This is a genomic window from Streptomyces caelestis (assembly GCF_014205255.1).
Lineage (GTDB): Bacteria > Actinomycetota > Actinomycetes > Streptomycetales > Streptomycetaceae > Streptomyces > Streptomyces caelestis.
Window position 1 is genome coordinate 231,598 of the sequence record NZ_JACHNE010000001.1, and the last position, 23,733, is coordinate 255,330.

Annotated in this window: 24 protein-coding genes; 8 read left to right on the top strand and 16 right to left on the bottom strand. The window is 71.3% G+C overall.

Translation table 11 applies throughout. The annotated features are described in order from the left end of the window. Window positions 1–16: 16 nt before the first annotated feature. Both HDA41_RS01035 and HDA41_RS01040 read right to left on the bottom strand, forming a co-directional pair. Complete coding sequence (locus HDA41_RS01035) at window positions 17–1,333, bottom strand: phytase (protein WP_184979757.1); 1,317 nt, start codon at window positions 1,331–1,333, stop codon at window positions 17–19. A 132-nt stretch (window positions 1,334–1,465) separates the two neighbouring features. Next, window positions 1,466–2,446, bottom strand: coding sequence for an AraC-like ligand-binding domain-containing protein (locus HDA41_RS01040; RefSeq protein WP_184979759.1), 981 nt, complete (start codon window positions 2,444–2,446; stop codon window positions 1,466–1,468). A 352-nt stretch (window positions 2,447–2,798) separates the two neighbouring features. Here HDA41_RS01040 and HDA41_RS01045 point away from each other — a divergent pair, with 352 nt between their 5' ends. Together HDA41_RS01045 and HDA41_RS01050 are read left to right on the top strand one after the other, a co-directional pair. After that, window positions 2,799–3,239, top strand: a complete 441-nt coding sequence (locus tag HDA41_RS01045; RefSeq protein ID WP_184979761.1) for a hypothetical protein — start codon at window positions 2,799–2,801, stop codon at window positions 3,237–3,239. 5 nt (window positions 3,240–3,244) lie between these two features. Continuing rightward, a complete protein-coding gene (locus tag HDA41_RS01050) occupies window positions 3,245–4,000 on the top strand; it encodes a S1 family peptidase (RefSeq protein WP_184979763.1) in 756 nt (251 codons plus the stop codon). 50 nt (window positions 4,001–4,050) lie between these two features. Here HDA41_RS01050 and HDA41_RS01055 read toward each other — a convergent pair whose 3' ends face one another. Both HDA41_RS01055 and HDA41_RS01060 read right to left on the bottom strand, forming a co-directional pair. Next, the gene (locus HDA41_RS01055) at window positions 4,051–4,560 is read right to left on the bottom strand and encodes a gluconokinase (protein ID WP_184979765.1); all 510 of its coding nucleotides are present in this window, start codon (window positions 4,558–4,560) and stop codon (window positions 4,051–4,053) included. 28 nt (window positions 4,561–4,588) lie between these two features. Continuing rightward, window positions 4,589–5,635, bottom strand: coding sequence for a glucose 1-dehydrogenase (locus tag HDA41_RS01060; RefSeq protein ID WP_184979767.1), 1,047 nt, complete (start codon window positions 5,633–5,635; stop codon window positions 4,589–4,591). 313 nt (window positions 5,636–5,948) lie between these two features. Here HDA41_RS01060 and HDA41_RS01065 point away from each other — a divergent pair, with 313 nt between their 5' ends. After that, window positions 5,949–6,848 carry an NAD-dependent protein deacetylase gene (locus tag HDA41_RS01065; RefSeq protein WP_184979769.1) on the top strand — a complete coding sequence of 300 codons (900 nt, stop codon included), beginning with the start codon at window positions 5,949–5,951 and terminating at the stop codon, window positions 6,846–6,848. 64 nt (window positions 6,849–6,912) lie between these two features. Here HDA41_RS01065 and HDA41_RS01070 read toward each other — a convergent pair whose 3' ends face one another. The 9 genes from HDA41_RS01070 to HDA41_RS01110 all read right to left on the bottom strand — a co-directional run bounded on the left by HDA41_RS01070 (window position 6,913) and on the right by HDA41_RS01110 (window position 15,540). Then, window positions 6,913–8,919: a spermine/spermidine synthase domain-containing protein gene (locus tag HDA41_RS01070; RefSeq protein WP_184979771.1), complete on the bottom strand. Its 2,007-nt coding sequence runs from the start codon at window positions 8,917–8,919 to the stop codon at window positions 6,913–6,915. A gap of 92 nt (window positions 8,920–9,011) precedes the next feature. Then, window positions 9,012–10,067: an NAD(P)/FAD-dependent oxidoreductase gene (locus tag HDA41_RS01075; protein WP_184979773.1), complete on the bottom strand. Its 1,056-nt coding sequence runs from the start codon at window positions 10,065–10,067 to the stop codon at window positions 9,012–9,014. A gap of 10 nt (window positions 10,068–10,077) precedes the next feature. Beyond that, window positions 10,078–10,596, bottom strand: a complete 519-nt coding sequence (locus HDA41_RS01080) for an isoprenylcysteine carboxyl methyltransferase family protein (RefSeq protein WP_184979774.1) — start codon at window positions 10,594–10,596, stop codon at window positions 10,078–10,080. Beyond that, entirely contained in the window at window positions 10,593–11,681 is a 1,089-nt protein-coding gene (locus HDA41_RS01085) for a type III polyketide synthase (RefSeq protein ID WP_184979775.1), read from the bottom strand. The genes HDA41_RS01080 and HDA41_RS01085 overlap by 4 nt, the downstream gene beginning before the upstream one ends. Before the next feature lie 154 nt (window positions 11,682–11,835). After that, window positions 11,836–12,675, bottom strand: a complete 840-nt coding sequence (locus HDA41_RS01090; RefSeq protein ID WP_184979776.1) for a UbiA family prenyltransferase — start codon at window positions 12,673–12,675, stop codon at window positions 11,836–11,838. Beyond that, entirely contained in the window at window positions 12,666–13,334 is a 669-nt protein-coding gene (locus tag HDA41_RS40845) for a hypothetical protein (RefSeq protein ID WP_230299770.1), read from the bottom strand. Before HDA41_RS40845 ends, HDA41_RS01090 begins: the two co-directional genes overlap by 10 nt. A 172-nt stretch (window positions 13,335–13,506) precedes the next feature. After that, window positions 13,507–14,103: a GNAT family N-acetyltransferase gene (locus HDA41_RS01100; protein WP_184979777.1), complete on the bottom strand. Its 597-nt coding sequence runs from the start codon at window positions 14,101–14,103 to the stop codon at window positions 13,507–13,509. Window positions 14,104–14,407: 304 nt separating this feature from the next. Beyond that, a complete protein-coding gene (locus HDA41_RS01105) occupies window positions 14,408–14,971 on the bottom strand; it encodes a hemerythrin domain-containing protein (protein WP_184979778.1) in 564 nt (187 codons plus the stop codon). A 287-nt stretch (window positions 14,972–15,258) separates the two neighbouring features. Then, window positions 15,259–15,540: a hypothetical protein gene (locus HDA41_RS01110; protein WP_184979779.1), complete on the bottom strand. Its 282-nt coding sequence runs from the start codon at window positions 15,538–15,540 to the stop codon at window positions 15,259–15,261. A 72-nt stretch (window positions 15,541–15,612) separates the two neighbouring features. Between HDA41_RS01110 and HDA41_RS01115 the strand changes: the two genes are divergently transcribed. Both HDA41_RS01115 and HDA41_RS01120 read left to right on the top strand, forming a co-directional pair. Then, the gene (locus HDA41_RS01115; RefSeq protein ID WP_184979780.1) at window positions 15,613–16,836 is read left to right on the top strand and encodes a PP2C family protein-serine/threonine phosphatase; all 1,224 of its coding nucleotides are present in this window, start codon (window positions 15,613–15,615) and stop codon (window positions 16,834–16,836) included. A 125-nt stretch (window positions 16,837–16,961) separates the two neighbouring features. Continuing rightward, entirely contained in the window at window positions 16,962–17,222 is a 261-nt protein-coding gene (locus tag HDA41_RS01120; protein WP_184979781.1) for a GlsB/YeaQ/YmgE family stress response membrane protein, read from the top strand. Window positions 17,223–17,497: 275 nt separating this feature from the next. Here the strand turns inward: HDA41_RS01120 and HDA41_RS01125 are convergent, their stop codons facing one another. Next, on the bottom strand, window positions 17,498–18,073 hold the full coding sequence (locus HDA41_RS01125) for a hemerythrin domain-containing protein (protein WP_376706847.1): 576 nt from the start codon (window positions 18,071–18,073) through the stop codon (window positions 17,498–17,500). 216 nt (window positions 18,074–18,289) lie between these two features. Between HDA41_RS01125 and HDA41_RS01130 the strand changes: the two genes are divergently transcribed. Continuing rightward, window positions 18,290–19,990 (top strand): RecQ family ATP-dependent DNA helicase, encoded by a 1,701-nt coding sequence (locus HDA41_RS01130; RefSeq protein WP_184979783.1) that lies wholly within the window; start codon window positions 18,290–18,292, stop codon window positions 19,988–19,990. 36 nt (window positions 19,991–20,026) lie between these two features. Here the strand turns inward: HDA41_RS01130 and HDA41_RS01135 are convergent, their stop codons facing one another. Both HDA41_RS01135 and HDA41_RS01140 read right to left on the bottom strand, forming a co-directional pair. After that, entirely contained in the window at window positions 20,027–20,560 is a 534-nt protein-coding gene (locus HDA41_RS01135; RefSeq protein WP_230299769.1) for an SPW repeat protein, read from the bottom strand. 146 nt (window positions 20,561–20,706) lie between these two features. Then, complete coding sequence (locus HDA41_RS01140; RefSeq protein ID WP_230299768.1) at window positions 20,707–21,057, bottom strand: hypothetical protein; 351 nt, start codon at window positions 21,055–21,057, stop codon at window positions 20,707–20,709. Between the two features lie 392 nt (window positions 21,058–21,449). Here HDA41_RS01140 and HDA41_RS01145 point away from each other — a divergent pair, with 392 nt between their 5' ends. Both HDA41_RS01145 and HDA41_RS01150 read left to right on the top strand, forming a co-directional pair. Next, window positions 21,450–22,649 carry a hypothetical protein gene (locus HDA41_RS01145; RefSeq protein ID WP_184979784.1) on the top strand — a complete coding sequence of 400 codons (1,200 nt, stop codon included), beginning with the start codon at window positions 21,450–21,452 and terminating at the stop codon, window positions 22,647–22,649. An 11-nt stretch (window positions 22,650–22,660) separates the two neighbouring features. Beyond that, window positions 22,661–23,251 (top strand): hemerythrin domain-containing protein, encoded by a 591-nt coding sequence (locus tag HDA41_RS01150; protein WP_184979786.1) that lies wholly within the window; start codon window positions 22,661–22,663, stop codon window positions 23,249–23,251. Window positions 23,252–23,733 lie beyond the last annotated feature (482 nt).

The following is a 23,733-nucleotide window of genomic DNA, read 5'->3' on the forward strand; positions in this document are numbered from 1 at the left end:
TTCGCACCGTAGGGGCTCACAGGTCGGCGGCGTCCACCACATCGCCCAGGTCGACGAACTTGAAGCCGGTCGCGGTGCGCGTGCCGCCCTCGCCGTCGGGGACCTCGGGGGTCTCGTGACCGTCCTGGACGACCAGCAGGCCGTTCGGGTAGCGGCTGCCGAGCGGGGCGTTCAGGACGGCGGCACCGTCGCACTCCTCCGCCCCGTCGAGGGCCGTGGAGGCCGCGCCGACCCGGAAGGCGCCTTCGTACTCGTTGTCCTCGCTCACCTCACGGTCGTACAGGGCGAAGGTGTCGTCGCCCTGGCTGGAGGCGAAGAGGTAGCCGTCGCCGTCCGGCTCCTGGAACAGCGTCAGGCCCTCGACGTCCGCGGACAGCCGCTCGCCGCCGTAGCCGGGGTCGGTGCCGGCCGTGCACTCCTCGGTCGCCTCGTCGTAGACGCCGGGGACGCCGAACTCGCGGACCTTGTCCACCAGGACCGGCTTGGTGGTGAGGTCGGCGCGCATGCGCCAGATGCCGATGTCCTCCTGGCCGGCGTAGAGCGTGCCGGTGGCGGGGTCCACCACCATGCCCTCGACCTGCGGGAGCTCGCCGGGCTCCGCGCAGGGGGACCAAGTGGTGCCGTTCGGGAGGCGGAAGGACGCGGGCAGGTCGAGGGTGCGGACCGTGCTGTAGCCGACGGTGCCGCTCGCGGTCGGCTTCAGCTCGACCAGCGCGAGGCGGGTCCGCTCCCGCCGGCTGACCAGGGCGTAGGTACGGCCGGTGGACTTGTCCTGCCAGGTAGCGAGGCCGTAAGCGGTGCGCTGGTCGTTGATCTCGGCCTGGTCGGCGGAGAAGACGGGAGCGGCGGCCGGGTCGGTGATGTCGGTCAGCGGGCCGCCGGGCTTCGAGGGGTCGATGCGGTAGATCCGCAACCGGTCGTTGCCGCGGTCGCTGACCACGGCCACGTCGGCCCGGCCGGTGGAGGTGCGCAGGCCAGTGACGAGGTCGACGTTGTTGTACCGGCCCGGGGCGTCGTCCTCGGCGGGCGGACGGGGCGCGGGCAGCGACTGCACCAAACGGGCGTCCAGGTCATACACCCGCAGGCCGCCCTCCTTGGCGGTCGCGAGGACGAGGCTGCGGCCGGGGTCGGCCGGGTTGCGCCAGATCGCCGGATCGTCCGCGTCGGAGTTGCCGCCCGCCTCGTCGTCGTAGAGGGCGGGGGTCTCGCTGACGGGCGTGACCGTCGGCAGGCCGCCGCCGTCGGCCCCGGCCTGGGCGGGCGTCAGGAGGGCGAGCACGGCGGTGCCCAGGACGAGGACGGCGGCTCTGCACGGTGTGCGGTGCGTTCTCACAAGCACTTCCTTGGTCGAGGTCGGGGACATGCCGATCGTGCGGGGAGAACTTTGCGCGCAGGAGACGGTGATCTGTATACGTGATCACAGAAGAGACGACTGTCCGCCAACTGCCGTTCGGCTCACCACACGTCAGTCCGCCTGCCCGGGATCGGGTGCCCCGGCTGCGACGGCGCGCCATTCACGCGGGGACATGCCGTATGCGGCACGGAACACCCGGCTGAAGTGGGCGGGGCTGGTGAAGCCGAAGCGTTGCGCGACGGCCGCCACAGCCACGCCGCCGGTGGCCCGGCGGGCGAGTTCACGACGGCATGCTTCCAAGCGGCGGTGCCGGATCCACCGACTGACCGTGGTGCCCTGCTCCTGGAAGAGGTAGTGCAGATAGCGCACCGATACATGGTGAGCAGTGGCGACGGTCCCAGGAGACAGGTCCGGATCGGACAGATGACGGTCGATGAAAGCATGGACCCGCAGCCGCAGTGCGGTGGTCGCGCTGTCATCACCGGTCGCCAGGCCGCGACCAAGACGTTCGGCGGCCAGCGTGGTCAGCAGGTCCACGGCGTTGCGGGCGAGCACGTCGCCGGTCTGCGGCAGGTAGTCGGCCGCGTCGGACGCGAGCCGGACGAGGAACGACGCCACCAGCGCGGCCAGTCCCTCGTCCGGGCGCATGGCCACCGCGGTCAGACGCCGCACTTCTTCCTCGGGCAGCCCGAGCGCCTGCCGGGGCAGGGCGAAGACCTGGAGACCGTACGGCTCGGCGAAGCGCAGGGAATAGGGACGGGTGGTGTCGTAGAAGGTGAGGTCGCCCGGGGCCATGAGCGCTTCCCTGCCGTCCTGGACGACCAGGCCGGAACTGCCCTTCTGCAGGCTGATGTTGATCGTGTCCCGGTTGCCCTGGGCGATTTGACGCCGCGTCCGGTGCGCGTGAACGGCGTCGGCCTCGACCGTGGTGATCTGCAGGCACCCGAGCTGGTGTGTCGTACTCCAGGCCCGGAAGGGCCCGTCCACGGTGGGGCTGATGTGCATCGGCACGCAGGTCCGGGTCATCGCCTCCTGCCAGTACGTCACTTGCTGGCCGACCGGTACCGAGGCCGTGGTCACGACGTGAGCCACCCGGCTTTTCCCCCCACTCCTGTGGCGCCCTGCAGGCGTGCGACGCCCGTGTGGGCGCGCTCCTTCGTGTCGCCATGTCCGGCCGTTCGAATGTAACCGCCGCACCGGCTGCGTGCCGCTGCGCTTTCGGTCAAGTCCCGGTGCGTCGTTGGACAAGGCACGCTCGGAGCCGGCCCTAGCTTGAGGAACGGCCGTCGGGTGAAGCGGAGTTGGTCTTCCGGCCGGACGAACACGTACCCGTTCCACGGACCGCGTCGTGATCGCGGGCCGTTTGAGCATGACCGCATGACCCGAGCGGTCTGAGGCGCAAGCCTCAGTCCAGGTACCGAACCAGAGCAGGAGATTCACTGTCATGCTGACACTGACGAAGCGTGCCCTGTCCACCGCGGCAGCGGCGACCGCCCTCATGGCGGGCTTGTCCCCCTCCACCGCCGGCGCGGCGACCACGTCCCCGACTGGCGCAGCGGCAGGCAGCTACAACATCATGATCTCGCACCGTGCCCACTTCGTCGCCGACTTCTGCCTCCTCTCCTCGACCAGCGGCAACCAGCGGGCGGACTGCAGCGGCAACAAGGTCAACGGCGAGGACTTCCGGCTCGGCGTCATCCACACCCAGGGCGACGACGTGTGGATCGATGTCAACGTGGTCGCGGGCCGGGACACCAAGGGCATCAACCTGCGCGGCCTGCACTACTGCCGCGTCAACGGCACGGCCATCACGCTCCAGGTCGACTGCTGGCAGAGCCTCGCCCACTACCAGAAGGGCTCCCTGCCGACGCGAGTGTGGGGTTGAGCGGCGTGCAGGCTCTCCCAGCGTTCTTGACGCGGCCCGGGCGGCTGCTGATCGCTGTGTTCGCCACGGTGGTGGCCTGCGTGCTCGTCGTGGGACACGCTCCCCGGGCCCAGGCCGTCTACGGCGGCGGCGAGGCGAGCCAGCAGCGGGGCGCGGCCCAACTGTGGCTCGGCCCTGACACCAACGTGAACTCCGACAAGGACTTCATCTGCTCCGCCAGTGTGATCTCCAGCAGGTGGATCCTCACGGCCAAGCACTGCCTCAAGGACCGGGGCTACCCGGCGGCCGGACGCCTGTGGATCCGGGCCGGGCACCTCGCCCTCGCCAAAGGTGAGCGGCGCCAGGTCGCCGAGTACCACGTCACCGAGCACAACGACTTGGCGGCGCTGCGTCTCGTCTCACCCTTGCCGTCCTCGGTCAAGCCCAACGAACTCATCAACCGAGGCATCACCCCCGGCGTCGGCTCCCACCTCGCCGTGTCCGGCTGGGGACGCACGAACGACGATGCCCCTCAGCCCTCCCAGAAGCTGAAGGTCTGCTCCATGAAGACGGACCGCCTGGAAGACGGCTCCAGCAGCTGGATCTGGGCCAACGAGGACACCGGCCACCCCCTGAAGGGCGATTCGGGCGGCCCGGTCCTGCTCGGCAGCAAGCAGGTCGGCCTCATCAGCGCCTTCGTCAACTTCAGCTTCCAGGGGCGCTTCGTCTCCCTGGGCAGCGCCGACGTACGCGACTGGATCCGGCAGACCACCGGGGTATGACCCACACCGTTCGAGGGGCGGGCCCGACCACAGGTCGGCCCGCCCCGAGTTCACGGGGAGGTGACGGCGGCATGCGCGAGGGCAGCGGTCTGCTCCGGCGTGCCGTCGATCGGGATGGCGGCGCCCGCTTCGTCCTCGCCCATCGGTTCCAGGTCGGCGAACTGGGTGCGGAGCAGGTCGGGCGGCATGAAGTGCCCCTGCCTGGCGGTGATGCGTGCGGCGATCAGCTCGGGCGAGCCATCGAGGTGAAGGAAGAAGACGTGCGGCGCGGCGGAGGCCAGCCGGTCGCGGTAGCGCCGCTTCAGCGCCGAGCACGTCACCACGCCTCCGCTGTCCGCATGGCCGGTCAGCCATCGTGCGATCTCGTCCAGCCAGGGGCGGCGGTCTTCGTCATCCAGAGGGTGGCCGGCCCGCATCTTCGCCACGTTGGCCGCGGGGTGGAAGTCGTCCCCCTCGGCGTAAGGAACACCGAGACGCTGTGCCAGCAAGCGGCCCACCGTGGTCTTCCCCGAGCCGGACACGCCCATGACCACCACCAGGGGAGCACTGTGGTGAGACATCCAGAACCTTCCCTTCGCATCGTGTTGCCTAGAGCTCGATGACTACCTTGACGTCGTCCGGTCGCGGCGTGAACGCCTCCGTCGCGCGCTCCAGCGGCACCCGCCGGGTGATCACGCGCTCGAGCCACGACAGGTCGGCCGCGGCCAGCGCGTCGGCGGCCTGACGGTAGTGGCGCAGGTTGGCGTTGACCGAGCCCACCACCGCGTCGTTCTGCAGCACGATCTCCCTGTTGATGGCACCCGCGTCCACGGTCATCCTGCGGCCGACGGGCGACACACCGGTGAGGCACACCACTCCGTAGGGCGCGGTGCCGGTCAGAGAGGCGAACACGGGCTCGTTCGCGCCGGTCGCTTCGATGACGACGTCCGGGCATACGGCGGAGATGACCTGCTCGATGTCCTTCGCGTGGTAGGTGGCGCCCAACTCTCGTACCAGGGTGGGCTTCGGCCCCTCGGTCACCCGGTCGAGCACATGCACGTCCAGTCCGCGCTGTGTGCCCAGGAGGGCGGCCAGCAGACCGATGGGCCCAGCGCCGGTCACCAGGACGCGCTGGGGCTCGAACCACGAGCGGGCACCGACACGCTCCACCTGTTCCCATGCCTTCGCCACCACGGTGGTCGGCTCCATGAGCACACCGGCGCGGTCCAGATGCGGCTCCAGCTTCACCGCGTACTCGGCCTCCACGCACCACGTCTGCGCGCCATACCCGTCGATCTCTTTGATGCCGCGTTCGGTGTAGCGGCCGTTGCGGCACATGTCGAACTCCCCCCGGGCGCAGGCCCCGCACGGCTCGGGGTCCGGGCGGCGCACCACCCCGGCGACGAGGTCACCGGGCGAGAAGCCGGAGGCGGGCGGCGCCTGCCGCACCCGGCCGAGGGATTCATGCCCCAGGACCAGCCACTCACGGCCTGGCGGGGGCCAGCCGTACTCGCCTCGGGCGATCTCCTTGTCCGTTCCGCACACCCCCACCGCCAGGCCCTCCACCAACAGCTCGCCCGCAGCCGGGGCGGGGTCGGGCACATCCCTCACCTCCAGGGAGTCCTTGACGCCAGGCCGCACCGTCACTGCACGCATCGCCCACCTCGTCCCTCTCGTCAGGCGGCGCGACAGGTGCGCGCCGCTGTCTGACCGTGTGTCCCGCTCAGAGGTTTTCAGCACCGGCCGGCCGACATGAGGTGACACGGCCGGGCCGGCTCGATCGAGGCCCGTGCGGCCGGTCGTCGACGGCGTTCGGGGCATGAGGCGCCCGGCCGGTGATGGCCGCGATGCGCATGTCCGCCCTCTGACCGGCTACGCCACGGTGGGCCACTTCGAGCGGCCGCGGACGGGAGTGCGCCCGATCGGCCGCGTGGCCGCGTCCCAGGCAGCTGCTGCGTACCCTGACGGCATGCGCATGCGCCCCACTCTGAGCTGGACGCCCACCGAGGACCTGCCGCCGGGGACCACGGATCCGGAGCCGGTCGCTGATGCGCTGAGCACCGGCGGTGTGCTGGTGCTCAGCGGAGCGGGTATCTCCACGGAGTCGGGCATTCCCGACTACCGGGGCGAGGGCGGGAGCCTCAGCCGGCACACACCGATGACCTACCAGGACTTCACGGCCGGCGCCCGGGCCCGGCGCCGGTACTGGGCGCGCAGCCATCTCGGATGGCGCACCTTCGGCCGCGCCCGCGCCAACGCCGGGCACCGGGCCGTGGCCGCCTTCGGGCGGCACGGCCTGCTCTCGGGGGTCATCACCCAGAACGTCGACGGCCTGCACCAGGCCGCCGGCAGCGAGGACGTGGTGGAACTCCACGGCAGCCTGGCACGGGTCGTCTGCCTTGCCTGCGGTGCCTTCAGCCCGCGCCGCGAACTCGCCCAGCGGCTGGAGGAGGCCAATCCGGGCTTCGAGCCGGTGGCCGCCGGGATCAACCCGGACGGCGACGCCGACCTCACCGACACGCAGGTCGGGGACTTCCGCGTGGTGCCCTGCACAATCTGCGGCGGGATCCTCAAACCGGACGTGGTGTTCTTCGGCGAAGCCGTTCCGCGAGAACGGGTCGAGCACTGTCGCGAGCTGGTCCGTGAGTCGACCTCGCTGCTGGTCCTCGGCTCCTCACTGACGGTGATGTCCGGGCTCCGCTTCGTCCGCCAGGCGGCCCAGGCCGGGAAGCCGGTGCTGATCGTCAACCGGGAGCCGACCAGGGGTGACCGGCACGCCGTCACCCGGGTCTCGCTCCCGTTGGGAGCGGCACTCACCACCGTGGCAGAGCGGTTGGGCATCACCGTCGACGGCCAGGCGGCGGTGTGAAGGTGGTAGTGGTGGGGCCTTGCCGGGGCGCATGCCGGTGCGTGGGCTGAAGGCCCGCTCCTTGTCAGGTCACCGCCGGATCCCGCCCCGCGAAGCGCATGGCGACGAACGCCCCGAGGTACAGGGCGGCGACGACCAGGAGCAGCGCCTGATAGCCGGTCACCAGGGCGAGGTACTCGATCGCGCCCCCGGTCATCGCGCCCAGCAGGTTCGCGCCGAACGCGGAGGTCGGGTCCGGGGCGAGGGCGAGGCGGTCCGAGAAGATGAGGTTGGCACAGAAGATGGGGGTGAAGGCCAGGGCGATGGCGGCGGCGAGCCGGGCGGCGAAGGGAAGGGACAGCACCGCGCCCGCGGGGACGAGCCAGACCACCGCGAGGGACCCGAAGAGCAGCAGTTGCAGCAGCAGTTGGTTGACCCTGCGCAGCCTGCGCCGGACCTCCACCGCCGCGAGGACGGCGACCAGGACTCCGAAGAAGACGAGAGCGTTGACCAGCCAGGTCGTACCGAAGTAGAGGGCGAAGCCGATCACGTTCTTCGTTTCGAGCAGCATGAAGGCCGCACCCAGCAGGAACATGTCGGTGTAGCGGAGCGTGCCGCGGATGCGGACCCCGGTCAGGCGCACAGACAGCAGCGTCACCAGCAGGATCGTGCCCAGGGCTCCCAGGTAGAGCGTGGGGATGCTCCGGTGCAGCAGGTACGGGAAGGGGTGGTCGTCGCTCGCGGCCGCCGGGACCGCGCCGCTGGGCTGCCAGGTCTTGGCGCAGGACTGGTCGGCGGGCGTCATCCCGGCCACCAGCACGGCCGCGTTCCTCTTGAAGGTCGTCATGCAGGGGGCGTGACCGTAGACGTCGTCGAGGCTCCCTGCGAAGCGGTCGACCAGCCAGCTCTCGCGGTAGTAGTTGTACATGGCGAACGCGCCGTTCGGCGTCAGGTGATCGCGCGCGGCCTCGAAGGCCTGCCGGGTGAACAGGTAGCTCTCCAGGCGCAGGTTGCTCGCACCGGCGACCAGCGTCAGCGAGTCCGGCAGGGCCAGGACGATCAGGTCGTACTTGGTCTTCGTCCGCTCCAGGAAGGCACGCCCGTCGTCGATGTGCACACGCACCCTGGGGTCGTCGTACGGCCTCGCGGGGTGCAGTTGTGAGCCGATCTCCTGCAGCCGGGGATCGATTTCCACCGCGTCCACCCGCTGCGCTCCGTACGCGAGTGCGATCGCGACGTCGTTGCCGTTGCCGGCCCCGATGATCAGTACGCGTTTGTGCGGGTTGCCCGGCGTCTGGTCGTACGCCTGGCGGTAGGGCGAGTCCTTACGCATCAGCACCGTTCGCGGGGCGGTGCTCTGATGGGGGACACCGTTGGCCGAGATGTACCAGGTCCGGGTGGTGGTCGGCGAGGCTTTGAGTTCGATCTTGTAGTAGGGCGACCAGGAGATGCCGCTCGTCGCCGTCTCCAGGAACAGGGCGGCGACCATCGCCGTGAGGGGAATGCCGTACCGCAGGGTGTTGCGCCGTCCGCCGAGGACCAGCAGGGCCGCGGTGGCGAGGACGCCCCATACGACCGAGGGAGCGCGCAGCCAGGAGAGCACGGCGAAGGACAGCGAGCCGGTGATGCTGCCGAGCAGGTCGTAGCGGTAGGCGTCGAGCGAGGGGAGCAGGCGGAAGAGGTCCGCTGTGATCTTTCCGATCCCCGCCATGATCACCGCGGTCAGCAGGAAGATGGCCGGCAGCGTCACCCACTCGGGAAGGCCGGTGGTCTTCACGGCGGTGAAGTAGAGGACCTCGCTGCTGCTCTGACGCACCTGCACCGGGTACTCGCGCACCAGAACGACCAGAAGCGCGAGCGGAACGGGTGTCCAGCGCTTGAGCCACTGTCCGCGCTCAGCGGGGATCAGGAACCCGATGCCGATACCGAGGAACGATCCCAGCAGGATGAAGTTCGAGAAGTAGCTCAGATGGACGACGTTGGCGCCCGCCCATCTGATCAGCGCCAGCTCGACGAAGAGCATGGTGGTGCTGGCCAGGACGAGCCTCCAGCGCACCGATGCTACTGATTGCCCTGATTCGGTCAGCTTCATGGCGGTTTACGGTGCCATCCTCGCTGCGGTGAGTCGAGGTGCCGTGCCGCGCTGGTGGCTCGGTCACCGCAACTGTCGACGAGAGCCGACGGCTACGCGGGCGGCCGACCGGGCTCGGCTCGCTCGTCCGCCGGGCGCGCCAGCATGGCGACGGTCGCGGAGAACAGCCACGGCAGCCGTTGCGCGACCGGCACCAGCGCCGCGCGGGCCGGGGGCTTCCGCGTCGCGCCGAGAAGAGCGTGCGTCAGCCAGCGGTAGCGGCGGGTGAGGCGCCGCCACTCCCGCTCGTAGGTGGCCGGGTCACCGCTGGTGATGGCCCGCACCGCGGCAGGCGCCTGCGCGAGCGCCAGCGCGATGCCCTCGCCGGTGAGCGCGTCGACGTAACCGGCGGCGTCGCCCACGAGCAGCACCCGGCCGGCGGTGCGCGCGCTCGCCACCTGGCGGAGCGGGCCCGCTCCCCGTACCGGTCCGGCGAGGCCGGCCCCGGCCAGCCGCTCCCGCAACTCGGGGAAGGAGGCGAGGTGGTCGTCGAACGACCGGCGGACGGTGGTGAGCACCGCGACGCCCACGAGGTCGTCGGCCACGGGCGTCACGTAGGCCTCCGCTTCGGGCGCCCAGTGCACCTCGACACGGTCGCTCCAGGGGGCGAGCGCGTAGTGGCGCCGCAGCCCGTGCCGCGGAGAGGACCGGTGCGGCCGGTTCAGCCCGAGGGCGCGGCGGATCGGCGAGTGCAGGCCGTCCGCCGCTACGAGGTGGCCGGCTCGGGTGCCGTCGACCACCACCCCGTCCTGGTCCTGGTCGACATGACGCGCGGTGCGCTGGTCGACGCGTACGCCTGCTGCCAGCACCGCCTCGCGCAGCAGCGCGTGCAGCGTCGTACGCCGCACCCCGCGCCCCGGGCCCGCTCTGAAGTCGGCGTCGACCTGGCGGGGGCCGGCGACGTAGCGAATTCCTCGCAGAGAGTGCCCCGGCGGGTGCACGCCCAGTGCGGCCAACGCGGCGACGGCGCCCGGCATCAGGCCCTCGCCGCACGCCTTGTCGACGACACCGGCACGCTGCTCCCAGACGGTGACGTCGAGCCCGGCGCGCGCCGCGTGCAGGGCCGTGGCCAGGCCCGCGGGTCCCCCACCGACCACGAGCAGATCCATGCGTGCCTCCTCAGGCCAGCCGTGTCAGGGCGGCGTCCTCGGCGCGGACGCGGGTGGCGAGCAGAAGGCCGTTGAGCGCGGTGAAGACGACCGCCGTGATCCAGGCCGTGTGCACGAGCGGAAGCGCGAGCCCCTCCACGACGACGGCGACGTAGTTCGGGTGCGGGATCCAGCGGTAGGGTCCGCCGGTCACCCGCGCGGCGCCGGGTACGACGATCACCCGGGTGTTCCACTGCCGGCCCAGCGTGGCGATGCACCACCAGCGCAGCCCCTGCGCGAGCGCGACGAGGGCGAGCATCGACCAGGCCAGGACCGGTACGACGTCCGGCCGGCGCAGCCACACCTCCACGAGCGCGCCGACGAGCAGGCCCGTGTGCAGCACCACCATGAACGGATAGTGCCCCCGCCCGGACTCCACGCCGCCCCGCGCGAGGCTCCAGGCGGCGTTGCGGTGGGAGACGGCCAGCTCGGCGACCCGCTCCAGGCCCACGGCCAGCACCAGGAGGGTGAACCATGTCTCGCTGCTCACTGTCCACCGCCCGGGGCGCGCAGGAGTACGAGTTCGGAGCAGAATCCCGGGCCCATGGCGAGCATGAGCCCGTAGGAGCCGGGCGGGGGCGGGTGGTCGGCGAGTGTGTCCGCCAGGACATGCAAAACCGAGGCGGAGGACAGGTTGCCGATCCGGCGCAGCGAGTCCCAGGTCACGCTCAACGCGTCGCGCTCGACGCCGAGGGCGTCCTGCAACGCCTCGAGGACCTTGGGGCCGCCGGGGTGCGCGACGTACCAGTCGAGGTCGCGGCTGGTCAGCCCGTGATCCGTGAGGAAGCCGCGGACGTCGTCACCGACGTACCGGCGCACCAGGTCGGGGACCGCGGAGTCGAGGACGACTCTGAACCCGCCGGAGCCGACGTCCCAGCCCATCATGCGTTCCGAGTCCGGGTAGAGGCGGCTGCGCGAGGCGAGCACTTCGGGAGCGGCGGGGTCGTCGGTCTGTGCGAGAGGGTGTTCGCGCCCGACGGCGACCACGGCAGCGGCACCGTCCCCGAACAGGCCGCTCGCCACGGCGTTGGCGACCGAGGTGTCGTCGCGCTGGAGCGTGAGCGAGCACAACTCGACCGACATCAGCACCGCCACGGCGTCGGGGCGGCCGCGCAGCAGGTCGTTCAGGCGGGCGATGCCGGCCGCGCCGGCGACGCAGCCGAGGCCGACGAGGGGCAGCCGCACGACGTCGGGGCGCAGTCCGATCTCCGCCGCGACCCGGGCCTCCAGGGAGGGCACGGCCAGGCCGGTCACCGTGCACGAGACGATGTAGTCGACGTCGGCCGGTGTGAGGCCGACGCTCTTGAGCGCGTCGACGACGGCGCGGCCGCCGAGTTCGACGCCGGCCCGGATGAAGACGTCGTTCGACTGGCCGAAGTCCTCGATCCGGCCGTACTCCTCCAGCGGCAGCACGGTGTGCCGGGTCTCGACGCACACGTTGCGGTGGAGCCGCTCGACGACGCCGCGATCGACCGTGCTGCCGACCAGTGTGGTGGTGAGGGACTCGGTGATCTGCTCCTGCCGGTGGCAGTGCTCGGGCAGGGTGCCGCGGACGCTGAGGACACGCATGGTCATGCTGGCTCCTGGGACGGGGCGGTGGGGCGCGGCGAGCACTAGGCCGAGGCCGAGCTCGACCGTGACGGTGAGCGCACGGGTTGGGGGCGGACTGCCGGGGCGGTCGTGGCGCGAGACGGGCCGGCGCAGGCCGGAGCGGTGTCTGCCGGTGCCATCAGGCGACCGTCAGCAGCACGACGTCGAGCAGGGCGATGGTCACCGCGGCACGGAAGGGAGTGCGCCCGCGGCCGAACCAGGTGAGCACCGCGAGAACGGTGACCAGGGTCAGGGCCGTCCATGCCCACGCCGGAGGGGGTCCATCGGGACCGGTCGCGGCGAGCACCGAGGCGGCGGTGAGCAGCGCGGCGGCCAGGACGCGCGAGGGACGTTCGCCGATCCGGTGCGGCAGGCCGCGGACCCCGGTGGCTTCGTCGTCGGCAAGGTCGGGCAGCACGTTGAGCAGATGCGCTCCGACGCCGAGCGCGGCACCGGCAGCGGTCATCCACCAGGGCGCCCAGTGAGGGGGCGAGGCAGCGAGGGTGACGACCGAGGGCAGCATCCCGAAGCCGCACGTGTACGGCACCCAGGACCAAGCGGTCGCCTTGAGCCCGAGGTTGTAGGCGTGACCGGCGCCGGTGGCGAGGACGACGTTGACCAGTGCGCTGCGCCAGCCGACGAGCGCGGACAGCACGAGGGAAGCGAGAGCGGCCACGACAAGGGCGCGCGCCACCCAGCCGACCGGGAGGGAGCCGGCGGCCAACGGCTTGTCGCTGCGGCCCACGGCACGATCGCGCGAGAGGTCGAGCAGATCGTTGCCCCAGCCGATCGTGAGCTGGCCGGTGAACACCGCCGCGGTGACGGCGGCGGCGTCCAGCGGGTGCAGGCCGCCGCGGAGCGCCAGCAGGCCCGTGATGGCGGTGACGGCCAGAGCGGGCCCGCCGTGGGCTGCGACGAGCAGCGCCAGCGCACGCGGTGGTCCGGGGCGCGCCGGAGCCGTGCCGGCGGTCACGGGCATCGCCCCGCCGCGTCCAGCGCCCGGCAGATCGCGTCACCGAAGGCGCGGGACACCGTGCGTGGGTGCAGCGCGGTGCCTCTGCTGCGCCCCTCCGCTCCGTCCACGGACGCCGCCCAGGACCAGGGCCCGTCGTCACCGGTGATCACGTTGCGCATGCAGCATCGGTCCCACGTTGCCCGCCCGCTCACACAGGGTGGTCCGGCATCCGGTGGAACGGGCCGGGCGCGTCCGGAAGCGGAGCCGGTCATGACGGTGACCGCGCCGTCGGCGGCCCCCACGAGTCCGTTGTGCCGTTCGACTTCGTCGCTCATGTGGCGTGACGGCGTGAGCGGTCCCGAAGAGAGGCGGAAGATGCCGCCGGGAGTCGTGACGCCGGTCCATGTCTCCCCCGCGCGCTCGGCCCCCCAGAGGCCGCCTCGGGGCGGGGCGGAAAGCGCCTGGTCCATACGCCGTCGGCGGCGTCGCGGGCGGCGGCAGGGGCATCTCGCGCGTCCGGCCGAGCGCGGGGCGATGTCCTGGCCGTGGACGAGGAGGTCGAGGAACGGCTCGCGGGGCGAGGTGGTGGGTGCGAGGCGGCGGGAGCCGACGCTCCAGCGGAGGCCGGCGACGATCTCGGTGACGGGCCGCTCCCCCTCGCGCACCGCCGAGTCGTGGATCATCCGATTCCAGTACCCGCGCGCCCGGACCACACTCCCGTACGGCCTGCCCCCGTGAGAAGCGCGCCGCGATGGTCGGATGGGCGGCCACGTCCCGCACCCGCCAGTCCCCGCACCGGGTGCGCGCTTCCCTCTCCTCCGAACTCAGGCCCTCCAGCAGGTCGCCAGGCTCGTCCTAGGGGGTGCCCGGTGAGATGGACGGGGCCGTCTTGCCGTATCGGGAGGCACCGGACGGCGTTACCGAGCTGCACACTCCGAACCACTGCTCGGCGCCGTACTCCTCGAACCGCTCCACTTCGGTGAACCCCAGCTTCGCCGCAAGGCGCATCGCGCGGGCGTTGGCGGTCTGGGTGCAGAGCACCACCGGTTCGCCGGGAAGCGCGTCGGCGAACCAGTCCAGTGCCGCCGCGCACGCCTCTGCGGCGTATCCGCATCCCCACGCCTGAGGCAGCAGCATGTAACCGAGCTCGGCCTCCCCGGCATCCGGTCGGACGTGCCCCGGACGCTCCGCGTCGCGCCGGTCGAGCGTGACCATGCCGATCATCGCTCCGTCGAGATCGATCACGAACAGGCCAGGGCGCCGCCCGGGCACCTCAGGCACCGCGCGTTTAAGCTCATCACGCGGTCGGGGGCCACCGAGGTAGGTGCCCACCTCTGGCGATGCGAACAGCTCGACGAACGCCGCACGGTCCCGGGCCTCGGACTCGCGGAGCACGAGCCGTTCGGTCCTGATCGGGGCAGGTGGCCAGGCGACGGGTCCGAGTCCGGTCATGGCGGGCAACCTATCGCACGCCCTTGAGAGTGATCCGAAAGAGCCGTCCACCGCGAGGTCGGTACTGGCTCCTCGGGCGGACTCACTGAGTCAGTGGTTCCGACCGTCCGTGTACCCGTCGCCTGAAACCGTCTCTCCGGTGGAGTGCGCCCAGGCGCGGTGGCGGAGTCCGGAACCGCGCACTGAGCGGGGCCGCCCGGACGCGGCCTCGCTCAGCCCGTGTACCGGCGGGCCGTCAACCGGCGCTGAGGAGCCCGCAGGTGCGGGGCAGTGCGGCCCAGCCGGGCGGCGAAGGTTCGTCCTGTCAGTCCTGCTTTCCGCGTCCGGTGAGCATGTCGCGCAGGCGGTCGACCATGCCGGTACCGGGCGCGAGGAGTTTGTTCGCGGGCGGGGTGTCCGGCGCGGACGGGTGCGGACGGGTCGGCGCGTGCTCCTTGGCCGAGCGGACCTTCTCACCCAGCTCCGTCAGGGCTTCGGCGGAGCAGACGTCGGCCAGCATCGGGAAGAGCCTGTTCTCCTCGTCGCTGACATGGGCGGTGACGGCGTTCTTCAGCCGCAGGATCAGCGTGTCGAAACGCCCGTCCCCGGGCCGGCAGTCTTCGAGCTCCTTGAGCATGCGCTCGACTTCGCTGTGGTCGGCGATCTCCTTGTCGGCGAGGTCGTCTCCCCCGTCGACGTACCGTCGCACCGACGGGTACAGGTACTCCTCCTCGGCCACCGAGTGCCGGATCAGCTCCATCGTGAGCCGGTCCGCCAGTTCGCGTCGCCGCTCGTCGGCCCCGGGCAGCGCTTCGATCCGCGCGAAGAGGTCGTCCACCTCACGGTGGTCCGCGGTCAGTTCCTGGATGACGTTTCCGCCGTGTCCCATGGGTTCTCCTTGTCGCTCTGAGGCCGGGGCGACCGGCTCGGTCCAGCGCTTCACCGGCTCGCCGCCCAGCACCGATACCTGCCACGCGCGGACCGACGACCTCACGCCGGTCCGCCAGTTCACCCCGGTGGCCGACAGGATCCGGCCGTATCGCGCAGGAGTTACCCCTTGTGCCGGTGTTCGAGCGCGTCGACCGCACGGTCTGCCGGGAGGGCGGCTCGTTGGAGGTGGGGGGCCAGTTCGCTCCGCAAGGCATCCGCTTCTGTGTCCGCCTGACTCGCGCCATCTCAGATCCGGCCCGTGAGACCTGGGTGGGCGGTGCCCCCGATCAGGTGGCGGTGCGCCGGAGTGACGTGCGGACCCTGGGCGCGAGCGAGCCGGTACGCGCCGACGACGCGCTGCTGCGGGCGGCAGCCGTCACGGCCGCCGACGGACACCCTCCACCGCTCCGTCGGCCGGTCGGTGCCCACCTGCCCGGCGCGGAAGCGGTCGAGCGTCTCGTCGATGCGGCGACGGGTGTACTGCCGCCGGGCCTGCTCGACGGCCTCCACCAGTGCGGCGATGGACACGCGGCACGACAGGCCGTGAAGTGAAAGGCAGCAGGCTCGGGGAAGAAGCAACGGCAACCGAGGGAGGCTGCCGTGAACGACGTATTGGGGCTGGGAGACGTCCTGGCGGAGGCGGAGGATGCCTCGCCGGTGGAGTCCGTCGATGTGGTGGCGCGGAACCTGGCGAAGCGCTTCGGAGCGACCTGCGTGTCGTTCCTGTTCGTCGATCTGATCGGGGAGGAACTCGTACGGCTCACCACGGTCGACGGGGCGGAGAGCGGACGCAGAGCCACACGTATCGGCCTGCGGGCAAGTGTGCACGAGAAGGTCCTGCGGTCCCAGCGGCTCCACGTCGAGCCGGACGAGGAGGGCGGCGGCCACCGGGCCATCTCGCCGGTGACCAACCGCGGCGACTGCGTCGGTGTGCTGGAGATGACGTTGCCGCACGCCGACGAGACGGTGCTCCGTCAGATCGGCGAGGCCGCCCACGCGTTGGCGTACATCATCGTCACCGACCGGCGCTTCACCGACCTCTATCACTGCGGCCGACGCACCACACCCACCAGCCTGGCCGCCGAGATCCAGCACCAGTTGCTGCCCTCCGCCCCATGCTGTGAAGCCGAGCAGTTCGCTGTTGCCGGCGGGCTGGTGCCGGGCGACGACATCAGCGGTGACACCTACGACTACGCGCTCGACCCCGACACGCTGCACCTGTCCATCACCGACGCCATGGGGCACGACACCGAATCCGCGCTGCTGGCCACTCTCCTGCTCGGCGCGCTGCGCGGCGCCCGGCGCGCCGGACACGACATCGCGGAGCAAGCCCGCCGAGCGCATCAGGCACTCCTCGACCACGAGCGCGGCATGGCCACGGGCCAGTTGTTGCGCATCTCGCTCGAGAGCGGCAAGGTGCAGTTGGTCAACGCCGGTCACCCGCGACCGCTGCGCCTGCGCGACGGTGCCGTGGAGGAACTGACCCTCTTCGCCAACCTGCCCTTCGGCGTCTCCTCGCCCACCGCCTACCGGGTCCAGGAGCTGGACCTGCGCCCCGATGACCGGCTGTTCATGCTCACCGACGGCATGCAGGAACGGGGCGCTGCCGAGGTGGACCTGCCCGCGCTCATCCGCGACACCCGCGCTCTCCACCCGCGCGAGGCTGTCCGACGCCTGGTCACCGCCGTCCGCGACGCCTCCGGAGGCCGCCTCGAGGACGACGCCACCGTCCTGTGCCTGGACTGGTACGGAACCCAGCCCACCGACCGCCGCACCCACGCACACACGAGTCCGCAGGGCCTGACCTCACAGGCTTGGGAATGAGGTGACCCTTCAGTGTCGCCTCACATGGCCGGCGTGAAGGTCCGTATGGCGGACAACGCTTATGGCGGCTTTCGGCGGGCACACGGAGTCGTGCCCGAAAGGGGCAACGAACGGAAGGAGTTGTCGTGTCGTTTCTGTGGGCCATCATCGCGGGTCTCATCATCGGCCTGCTGGCCAAGCTCGTCGTTCCCGGACGTCAGCCCATCCCCCTGTGGCTGACGGTCATCATGGGTATCCTCGGCGCCGTCGCCGGCAACGCGCTCGCCACCGCGTTCGGCGTGCGCGACACCGGCGGTATCGACTGGATCCGCCACATCTTCCAGATCGGCATCGCGGCTGTCCTCATCGCGTTCGTCACCCCGTTGTGGGCCCGACGACGCGCCTGATACGGCGCCGGATGCGCCCCGGTCGAGTCCGGTCAGTGTCCGGGCCGACGAGGTGACGGGCTGTGGGGGCGCCGCAATGTCCGTGTCATCTGCGGGCGTTCGCCGGCGCCCTGCCGCCCGGGCGGGGCAAGGGCCGAACTGGGCGTGGCGGGCGGACGGCGGCGTGGCGCTGTCCGCCCTACGCCGAGGAGAGCGGCCTGGCCGTAGTGCATGGCCCAGTTGACCGGCAGGGCCATGTGCCGGGCCGTTCGGGCAGGCCGGTCTGCGCAGAGCTGTCAGCCGTCGTTGCCCATCGCCTTGCGGACGGCGTCGCGGGTCCGGTCGACCAGGGCCGCCATGGGGCCGACGGCGAAGTTCTGCGCCGCGGTCTCGGCTCCCGGATGCGGGCGGGTGGGCGCCATGGCCTCGGCAGCCCGGACGGCCGTGGCCAGCATGGCGAGCTGCTGAGCGCCGGCGTTCTCGCGGAGCCGGGGGAACTCGTACTGCTCCTCGGAAGCCGCGTGCTGAAGCACGTCCGCGCGCAGCTCCCGCAAGGCGGGCATGAACCCGGGGTCGTCAGGGTTCATGTCGTCGAGCCGGCTGAGCTTCTCCTTCGCGGCCCGCTCCTCCTTGAGACGGTCGTCGACCACCTGCTCACCGTCCTGGAAGAGACGGCGGGCCGCGGGGTGGACCACCTCTTCCTCGGCCGTCTCGTGGACGGCCAGCATGCGGACGAGTCTGCGGAACGACTCCGCCCGGCCGTCGGCAGTGGCGTTCTCGACCTCGGCGAAGAGGTCACGGATGTGGTTGTGCTGTTGCCTCAGCAGGGCCACGACGTCGTCGTTCTCGCCTGCTTCGTCCATGTGGGGCATGGCGTCGGTCAAGAGGTCCTCCTGAGGTGCGGTGCCGCAGCGCGTGGGCCGGGGGCATCGGCTCGGCCGGCCTTGGTCCAGGTTGTCCCCTGGTGACGGGCGGCCGCGACCGCACGGGGCCGAACGGCGGTGGACCTCACGCATCCCGGCAGCCGCGCGGGGTACCCGATGCGGGCTCGCGAGAGGGTCTCGGCGCCGTGAAGGAGGCTTCGTGCCATGACCCGGCACACGCGGAGCCCGAAGGCCCGGGCGGACGGGGGCGGCCACGACCGGGTCGCGGAGCTGCGCCGCGTCGCGCGGGAGCGCTTCGGGTGGAGCGACCTGGGCCCCGAGCAGACGGAGGCGATGAGGGCCCTGCTCGCTGGCCGTGACGTGCTGGTCGTCATGCCCACCGGGTCCGGCAAGTCGGCGATCTACCAGGTACCGACCGTCGTGCTCGGCGGCCCCGCCGTCGTGGTGTCGCCGCTGATCGCCTTGCAGCGCGACCAGGTCACCGGACTGCGGGAGAGCGCGGCACCGGACGCCGTGGCCGTGAACTCCGCGCAGCCCGAGTCGGCCACCGACAGAGGCTGGCGGGCGGTCCGGGAGGGCGATGCCGAGTACGTGTTCCTGTCCCCGGAGCAGCTGGCCAAGGACAGTGTGCTGAAGCGGCTGCGTGAGCTGGGCCCCTCGCTGTTCGTCGTCGACGAGGCCCACTGCGTCTCCGCGTGGGGGCACGACTTCCGCCCCGACTACCTGGACCTGGGCGAGGTGGCGGAACGCCTGGGCCGTCCGCCGGTGCTGGCTCTGACGGCGACGGCCGCGGCCCCGGTCCGGGCCGACATCGTCGAGCACCTGCACATGCGCGACGCCCATGTCGTGACCGCCGGAACCGACCGGCCCAACATCCGCCTGGTGGTGCGCACGTTCACCGACGACGCCGCCAAACGCGCCGCCGTCTCCCACTGGTCGGCCGGAGCACGCACCCCGGGCATCCTCTACACGGCCACCCGCAAGGACGCCGAAACCCATGCGGCGCGACTGCGGCAGGACGGCGTGGACGCCGAGGCGTACCACGCGGGGATGAAGGCGGCGGAACGGCGCCGGATCCACGACGGCTTCATGGCGGGCACGCCCGCCGTGGTGGTGGCCACTTCCGCGTTCGGGATGGGCATCGACAAGCCCGGCGTACGGTTCGTCGCCCACGCGTCCGTCCCGGAGTCACTGGACTCCTACTATCAGGAGATCGGGCGCGCGGGCCGGGACGGGGAGCCGGCCGATGCGGTGCTGTTCTACCGCCCCGAGGACCTGGGACTGCAGAAGTTCCTCACCGCCCGGTCCCTGGACCTCGACGCACTGCGCCGGATCATGACCACACTGCTCGTCCAGGACGTCCCGCACAGTCGCAGCCGGGTCGCGCAGCTGTGCGGCCTGTCGCGCCGGAAGACCACCGATCTGCTGAACCTGCTGGAAGAGGCCGGAGCCGTGGCCGTCGAGGGCAGGCGCCGTGCGGTCCGGGCCCTTCCCGGCCGGACGGCGGACGAGGCCGCCGTAAAGGCGGAAGAGGTGTTCGAGCGGCGGCGCCGGACGGACCGCTCGCGTATCGAGATGATGCGCGGTTACGCGGAGACGCCGTCCTGTCGCCGTCAGTACCTCCTGGGCTACTTCGGTGAGCAGCTCGACGAACCGTGCGGACGGTGCGACGTGTGCGAGCGGGACGATGGCCGGCGCGCAGTGGCCGGCCGGCGGGAATCCTCCACCGCACGGGGGCAGCGTGCGCCGTACGAGCCCAATGACAGGGTCCGCCACGCCGAGTGGGGCACGGGCACGGTCATGCACGTGGAGGAGGACCGTCTCGTCGTGCTGTTCGAGCAGGTCGGTTACAAGACGCTGTCCATGGCAGCCGTACAGGAGAGCGACCTGTTGGCCGGCGCGTGAGCCGCACCGGCCAACCGGGTCCGCCTCAGGGGCCTCTCAGGTGGTCCCTCCGGGGCCGGTCATCCCGCGGTCGGGGCCGGTCATCCCGCGGTCCGGGCCGGTCATCCCGCGGTCGCCGGCTGCTGACCGTGACGAGCGTTCCTGGCGGGCGGCGGCGCTGGCTGCCAGCGCCAGCAGCAGGGCGATCGCACCCACGATGATGTTGTTGACGACGCTCCTCGTCGTGCTGACGTCACCTGCGATCACCCAGGGGGCGAAGACGGTCCACACACCGAGGGCGCAGGCCGCCCACGCCATGCTGTGTGTGCGCTCGTAGGCCCGGCCGAAGCCGCCGCTCATCAGCAGGGCGTACGCGATTCCGACGATCACGTTGGTGACGGCCAGCCTGGAGAGGTTGTCGAACCCCGCGATCCACGGCGACGCCGCCAGGTAGATGCCGGTGAGGAAGGCCAGGGTCTCGACGGCCTGTGCCCGGGGTGTGGTCGCTGCGCGTTCGGCCATCTCGTGGCGGGAGCGCATCTCGAGGATGTCGGGATGCGTCTCCATGGACGACCGGGGGGAAGTGGTCATTCCTGTCACCTCCCAGGTGGCAGATAGATGTGCTGACGGGACGAGTACCCAGGTCGCGCGAACCAACCTTCTCTGGCTCCCCCGCAGCCCGCCCATGGCGTGCGAGTAGCCGAAGATCCCGCCGGTGTCGGCGTCGAACAGAGCCTTCACAGCACTCTCTCCCCGCCCGCGCGCCTGGACAGCAACCCGGCGAGCTTCCCGCCGGGAGTCTCGCGTGTGGTGGGCGGTGTGTCGGGTCGCATGACCTCGCCCGTCTCCAGCAGCGCCTTCGCCTCGCGCAGGGCGCGGCGCAGATCCTGGCGCTGATCCCGGCCGGCGAGCCGAGCGGGCAGGGAACGCGCGGCGTCCGGTTGCGGGCCCTTGAGGCGTACGGCCAGTTCCGTGCCCCGGTCGCCGGGCGCGGGGGTGATCCGCGTCTCGATCCGGTCGCCGTACTCCCGCAGCGGCGACGGCAGCTTCTCGGGCTGGATGTCACGCGGTGCGCGGTTGATCGTCACGGTCAGTCAGCGGTCCGCTGCGGCCGGGTCGTCCGGACGCTCCTTCGAGCGCCGCACGACGAGGGCTCCGGCGGTGAGGCCCGCTGCGGCCGCCGCCAGTGATTTCCAGGGGGTCATCGTGGTTGTGCCCTTCCTTCAGTGCGCCCCGTGAGCACCAACACCCGACGAGTAAGCCCTCCGGGTGCGGTGCGACCTCGTCGGAGTGCCGCCAACGCCCTCGCGAAAGGTGCCGCTGCAAGTGACCGCCGCGGGGCCGGTTCGGTGCGGGAGCCGCGGCCCGGAGCCCACGAGGGCGGGCATGGCCGGCGCTCACCCCCCTCCCCTCCCGGACGGAGAGTGATCTCCTCGTCGCGGGGGACCTGCGTACGCACACCAACCGCCTGGAGGCACAAGTGACCTTCAATCCCCTGGAGCAACGCGGTATCCCACTGGAGCGTCAGATCAGGAACTGGCGCGAGCTGAACGTGACTCCGATCGACCCCGATCACTGCGACCCCTACACCCGCTGCCGGATCATCACGATGAACGGCATCGAGGTCGAGGCGATCATGTTCAGCCACCAACTGGCCCGCAACACCGTCGATCCCGAGGTGAAACGGCAGCTGGCCCAGACGCGTTACATCGAGGCGCAGCAGCAGAAAGCGGTGAACTGGCTGCTGCCCGGGGTGTCGTCGGTGCTCGAGACGACGATCGCCTACGAGCAGGTGGCCGTGGACCTCACCGCCTGGGTCGCCCGCATGGAGCCGAACCCGTACCTGAAACAGGCGTACCAGTTCGGAGTGCTGGAGGACTTCGACCACCTGTACCGGTACGCGAACCTGTACGAGATGATCGAGCACCGCAAGGCGGACGCGATCGTCGAAGGCCTGACCGAGGTCATGCCCGGGCGGCCGACGAAGTACCACCACCGCCACCCGGCCGACAACGTCCGCGACCCGTACGCCAAGGACGAGACGAACCCGTTGTCGAAGCTGCACGCGCTGACGATCATGTCGGCGGAGCAGCAGACCATGAACTTCTACATGAACACCGGCCCCACCTACATGGAGCCGATCGCCCGACAGCTCTACCAGGAGATCGGGCTCATCGAGGAGGAGCACGTCACCCACTACGAGTCGCTCGTCGACCCAGGTGAGACGTGGTGGGAGCAGCTGGTCAACCACGAGTACAACGAGTGCTACCTCTACTACTCCTTCATGGAGCAGGAGAGCGACCCCAGGGTGAAGGCGATCTGGGAGCTGCACCTGAACCAGGAACTGGAGCACCTGCACATCGCCTGCGACCTGATGCGCCGGCACGACGGGCGTGACCCGGAGTCGGTCCTGGCGCCGCAGCTGCCCGACGTCCTGACCTTCGAGCCGAACAAGGCGTATCTCCGGGAGCTGCTCGACACTCAGATCGACCTGACGACGCTCGGAGCCGGATACGTCCGGGAAGCGCACGAGCGCTTCGAGAAGATGCAGGAGCAGCTCCACGGCGGGGAGGCACCGCCCAGCGAACGGGTGATGACGCAGCACGACGAGATGTTCGGGCGGGAGTACCGCGTCGAGACCGAAGGCGAGCACCCCGACCCCGCCCTGCGGGAGAAGTGAGGAGACCGGTCATGTCCGAGCTTCACACCCCGCAGGCCGGTGGCGACGCCACCCCGGACGACGACGTGGTGGCGCTGCTCATGCGCCAGCACGGGGACATCCGCAACCTCTTCGACGAGGTCGAGGCCGCCGAAGGCGACGCCCGGCAGGAAGCCTTCCGCCGCCTGGTACGGCTCCTCGCCGTCCATGAGACGGCGGAGGAAGAGGTGGTGCACCCGTTCGTCCGCCGCAATGTCGCCGGCGGTGACGAGGTCGTGGAGGCGCGTCTCGCGGAAGAGCGGTCGGCGAAGGAGACACTGAGCGCCCTGGACGACCTGGAGACCGGCGACCCGAAGTTCCTGCCGCGGCTGCGGGCGCTGCGGGCCGACGTCCAGGAGCACGCCCGCGCGGAAGAGCGCTACGAGTTCATCCACATCCGGCGCAACGCCGACGCCGGGGCGCTGGCCTCACTGGCCAGAGGGGTCAAAGCGGCCGAGGCCATGGCGCCCACCCGGCCGCACCCGGGCGTGGAGTCCGCCGCGGCCAACGTGGCCCTCGGGCCGGTCGCCGCCCTGATGGACCGCACCCGCGACGCCGTTCGCAAGGCCATGGGCAGCGGCTGATCGTACGCGTCCGGGCACATCGGCGACGTGTTCCCTGCTGCGGCAGGGTCCACGAAACGGCCCCGCTCTCCGGGCGGGGCCATCCGCTGAGGCGGTTCGGGGCGCGTCCGCATCCGCGCGGCAGGCGCCCACCCGGCCGCCGGCCGGTGCTCTCAGTTCCTCCCGGAGGTGTCCCGTCGGCCTGCGCGAGATCCGTGACAGGCAGCACGGCGGCTCGCGACCAAGGTGCTGCTGGTGAGGAGCAGGTCGAGGGGGCGGCCTGGGCCGGCGGCTGTTCGACGCGCATGGCGAGCCCGAGCCCGTCGGGCAGCCGCGGCGCGGGGGCAGGCCGGCCGCGCGCGAAGGGTGTGCGGTCGCGGCGTACCGGGCGGGTGTGTCCAGCCACGTCGCGCCGCACGGTCCGCCACCGTCGTCCAGGACGTCCAGGCCGGCCGTGCGTGTGAGTCCATGCGGATGCAACGCCGGCGCCCTCCACAGCCGCG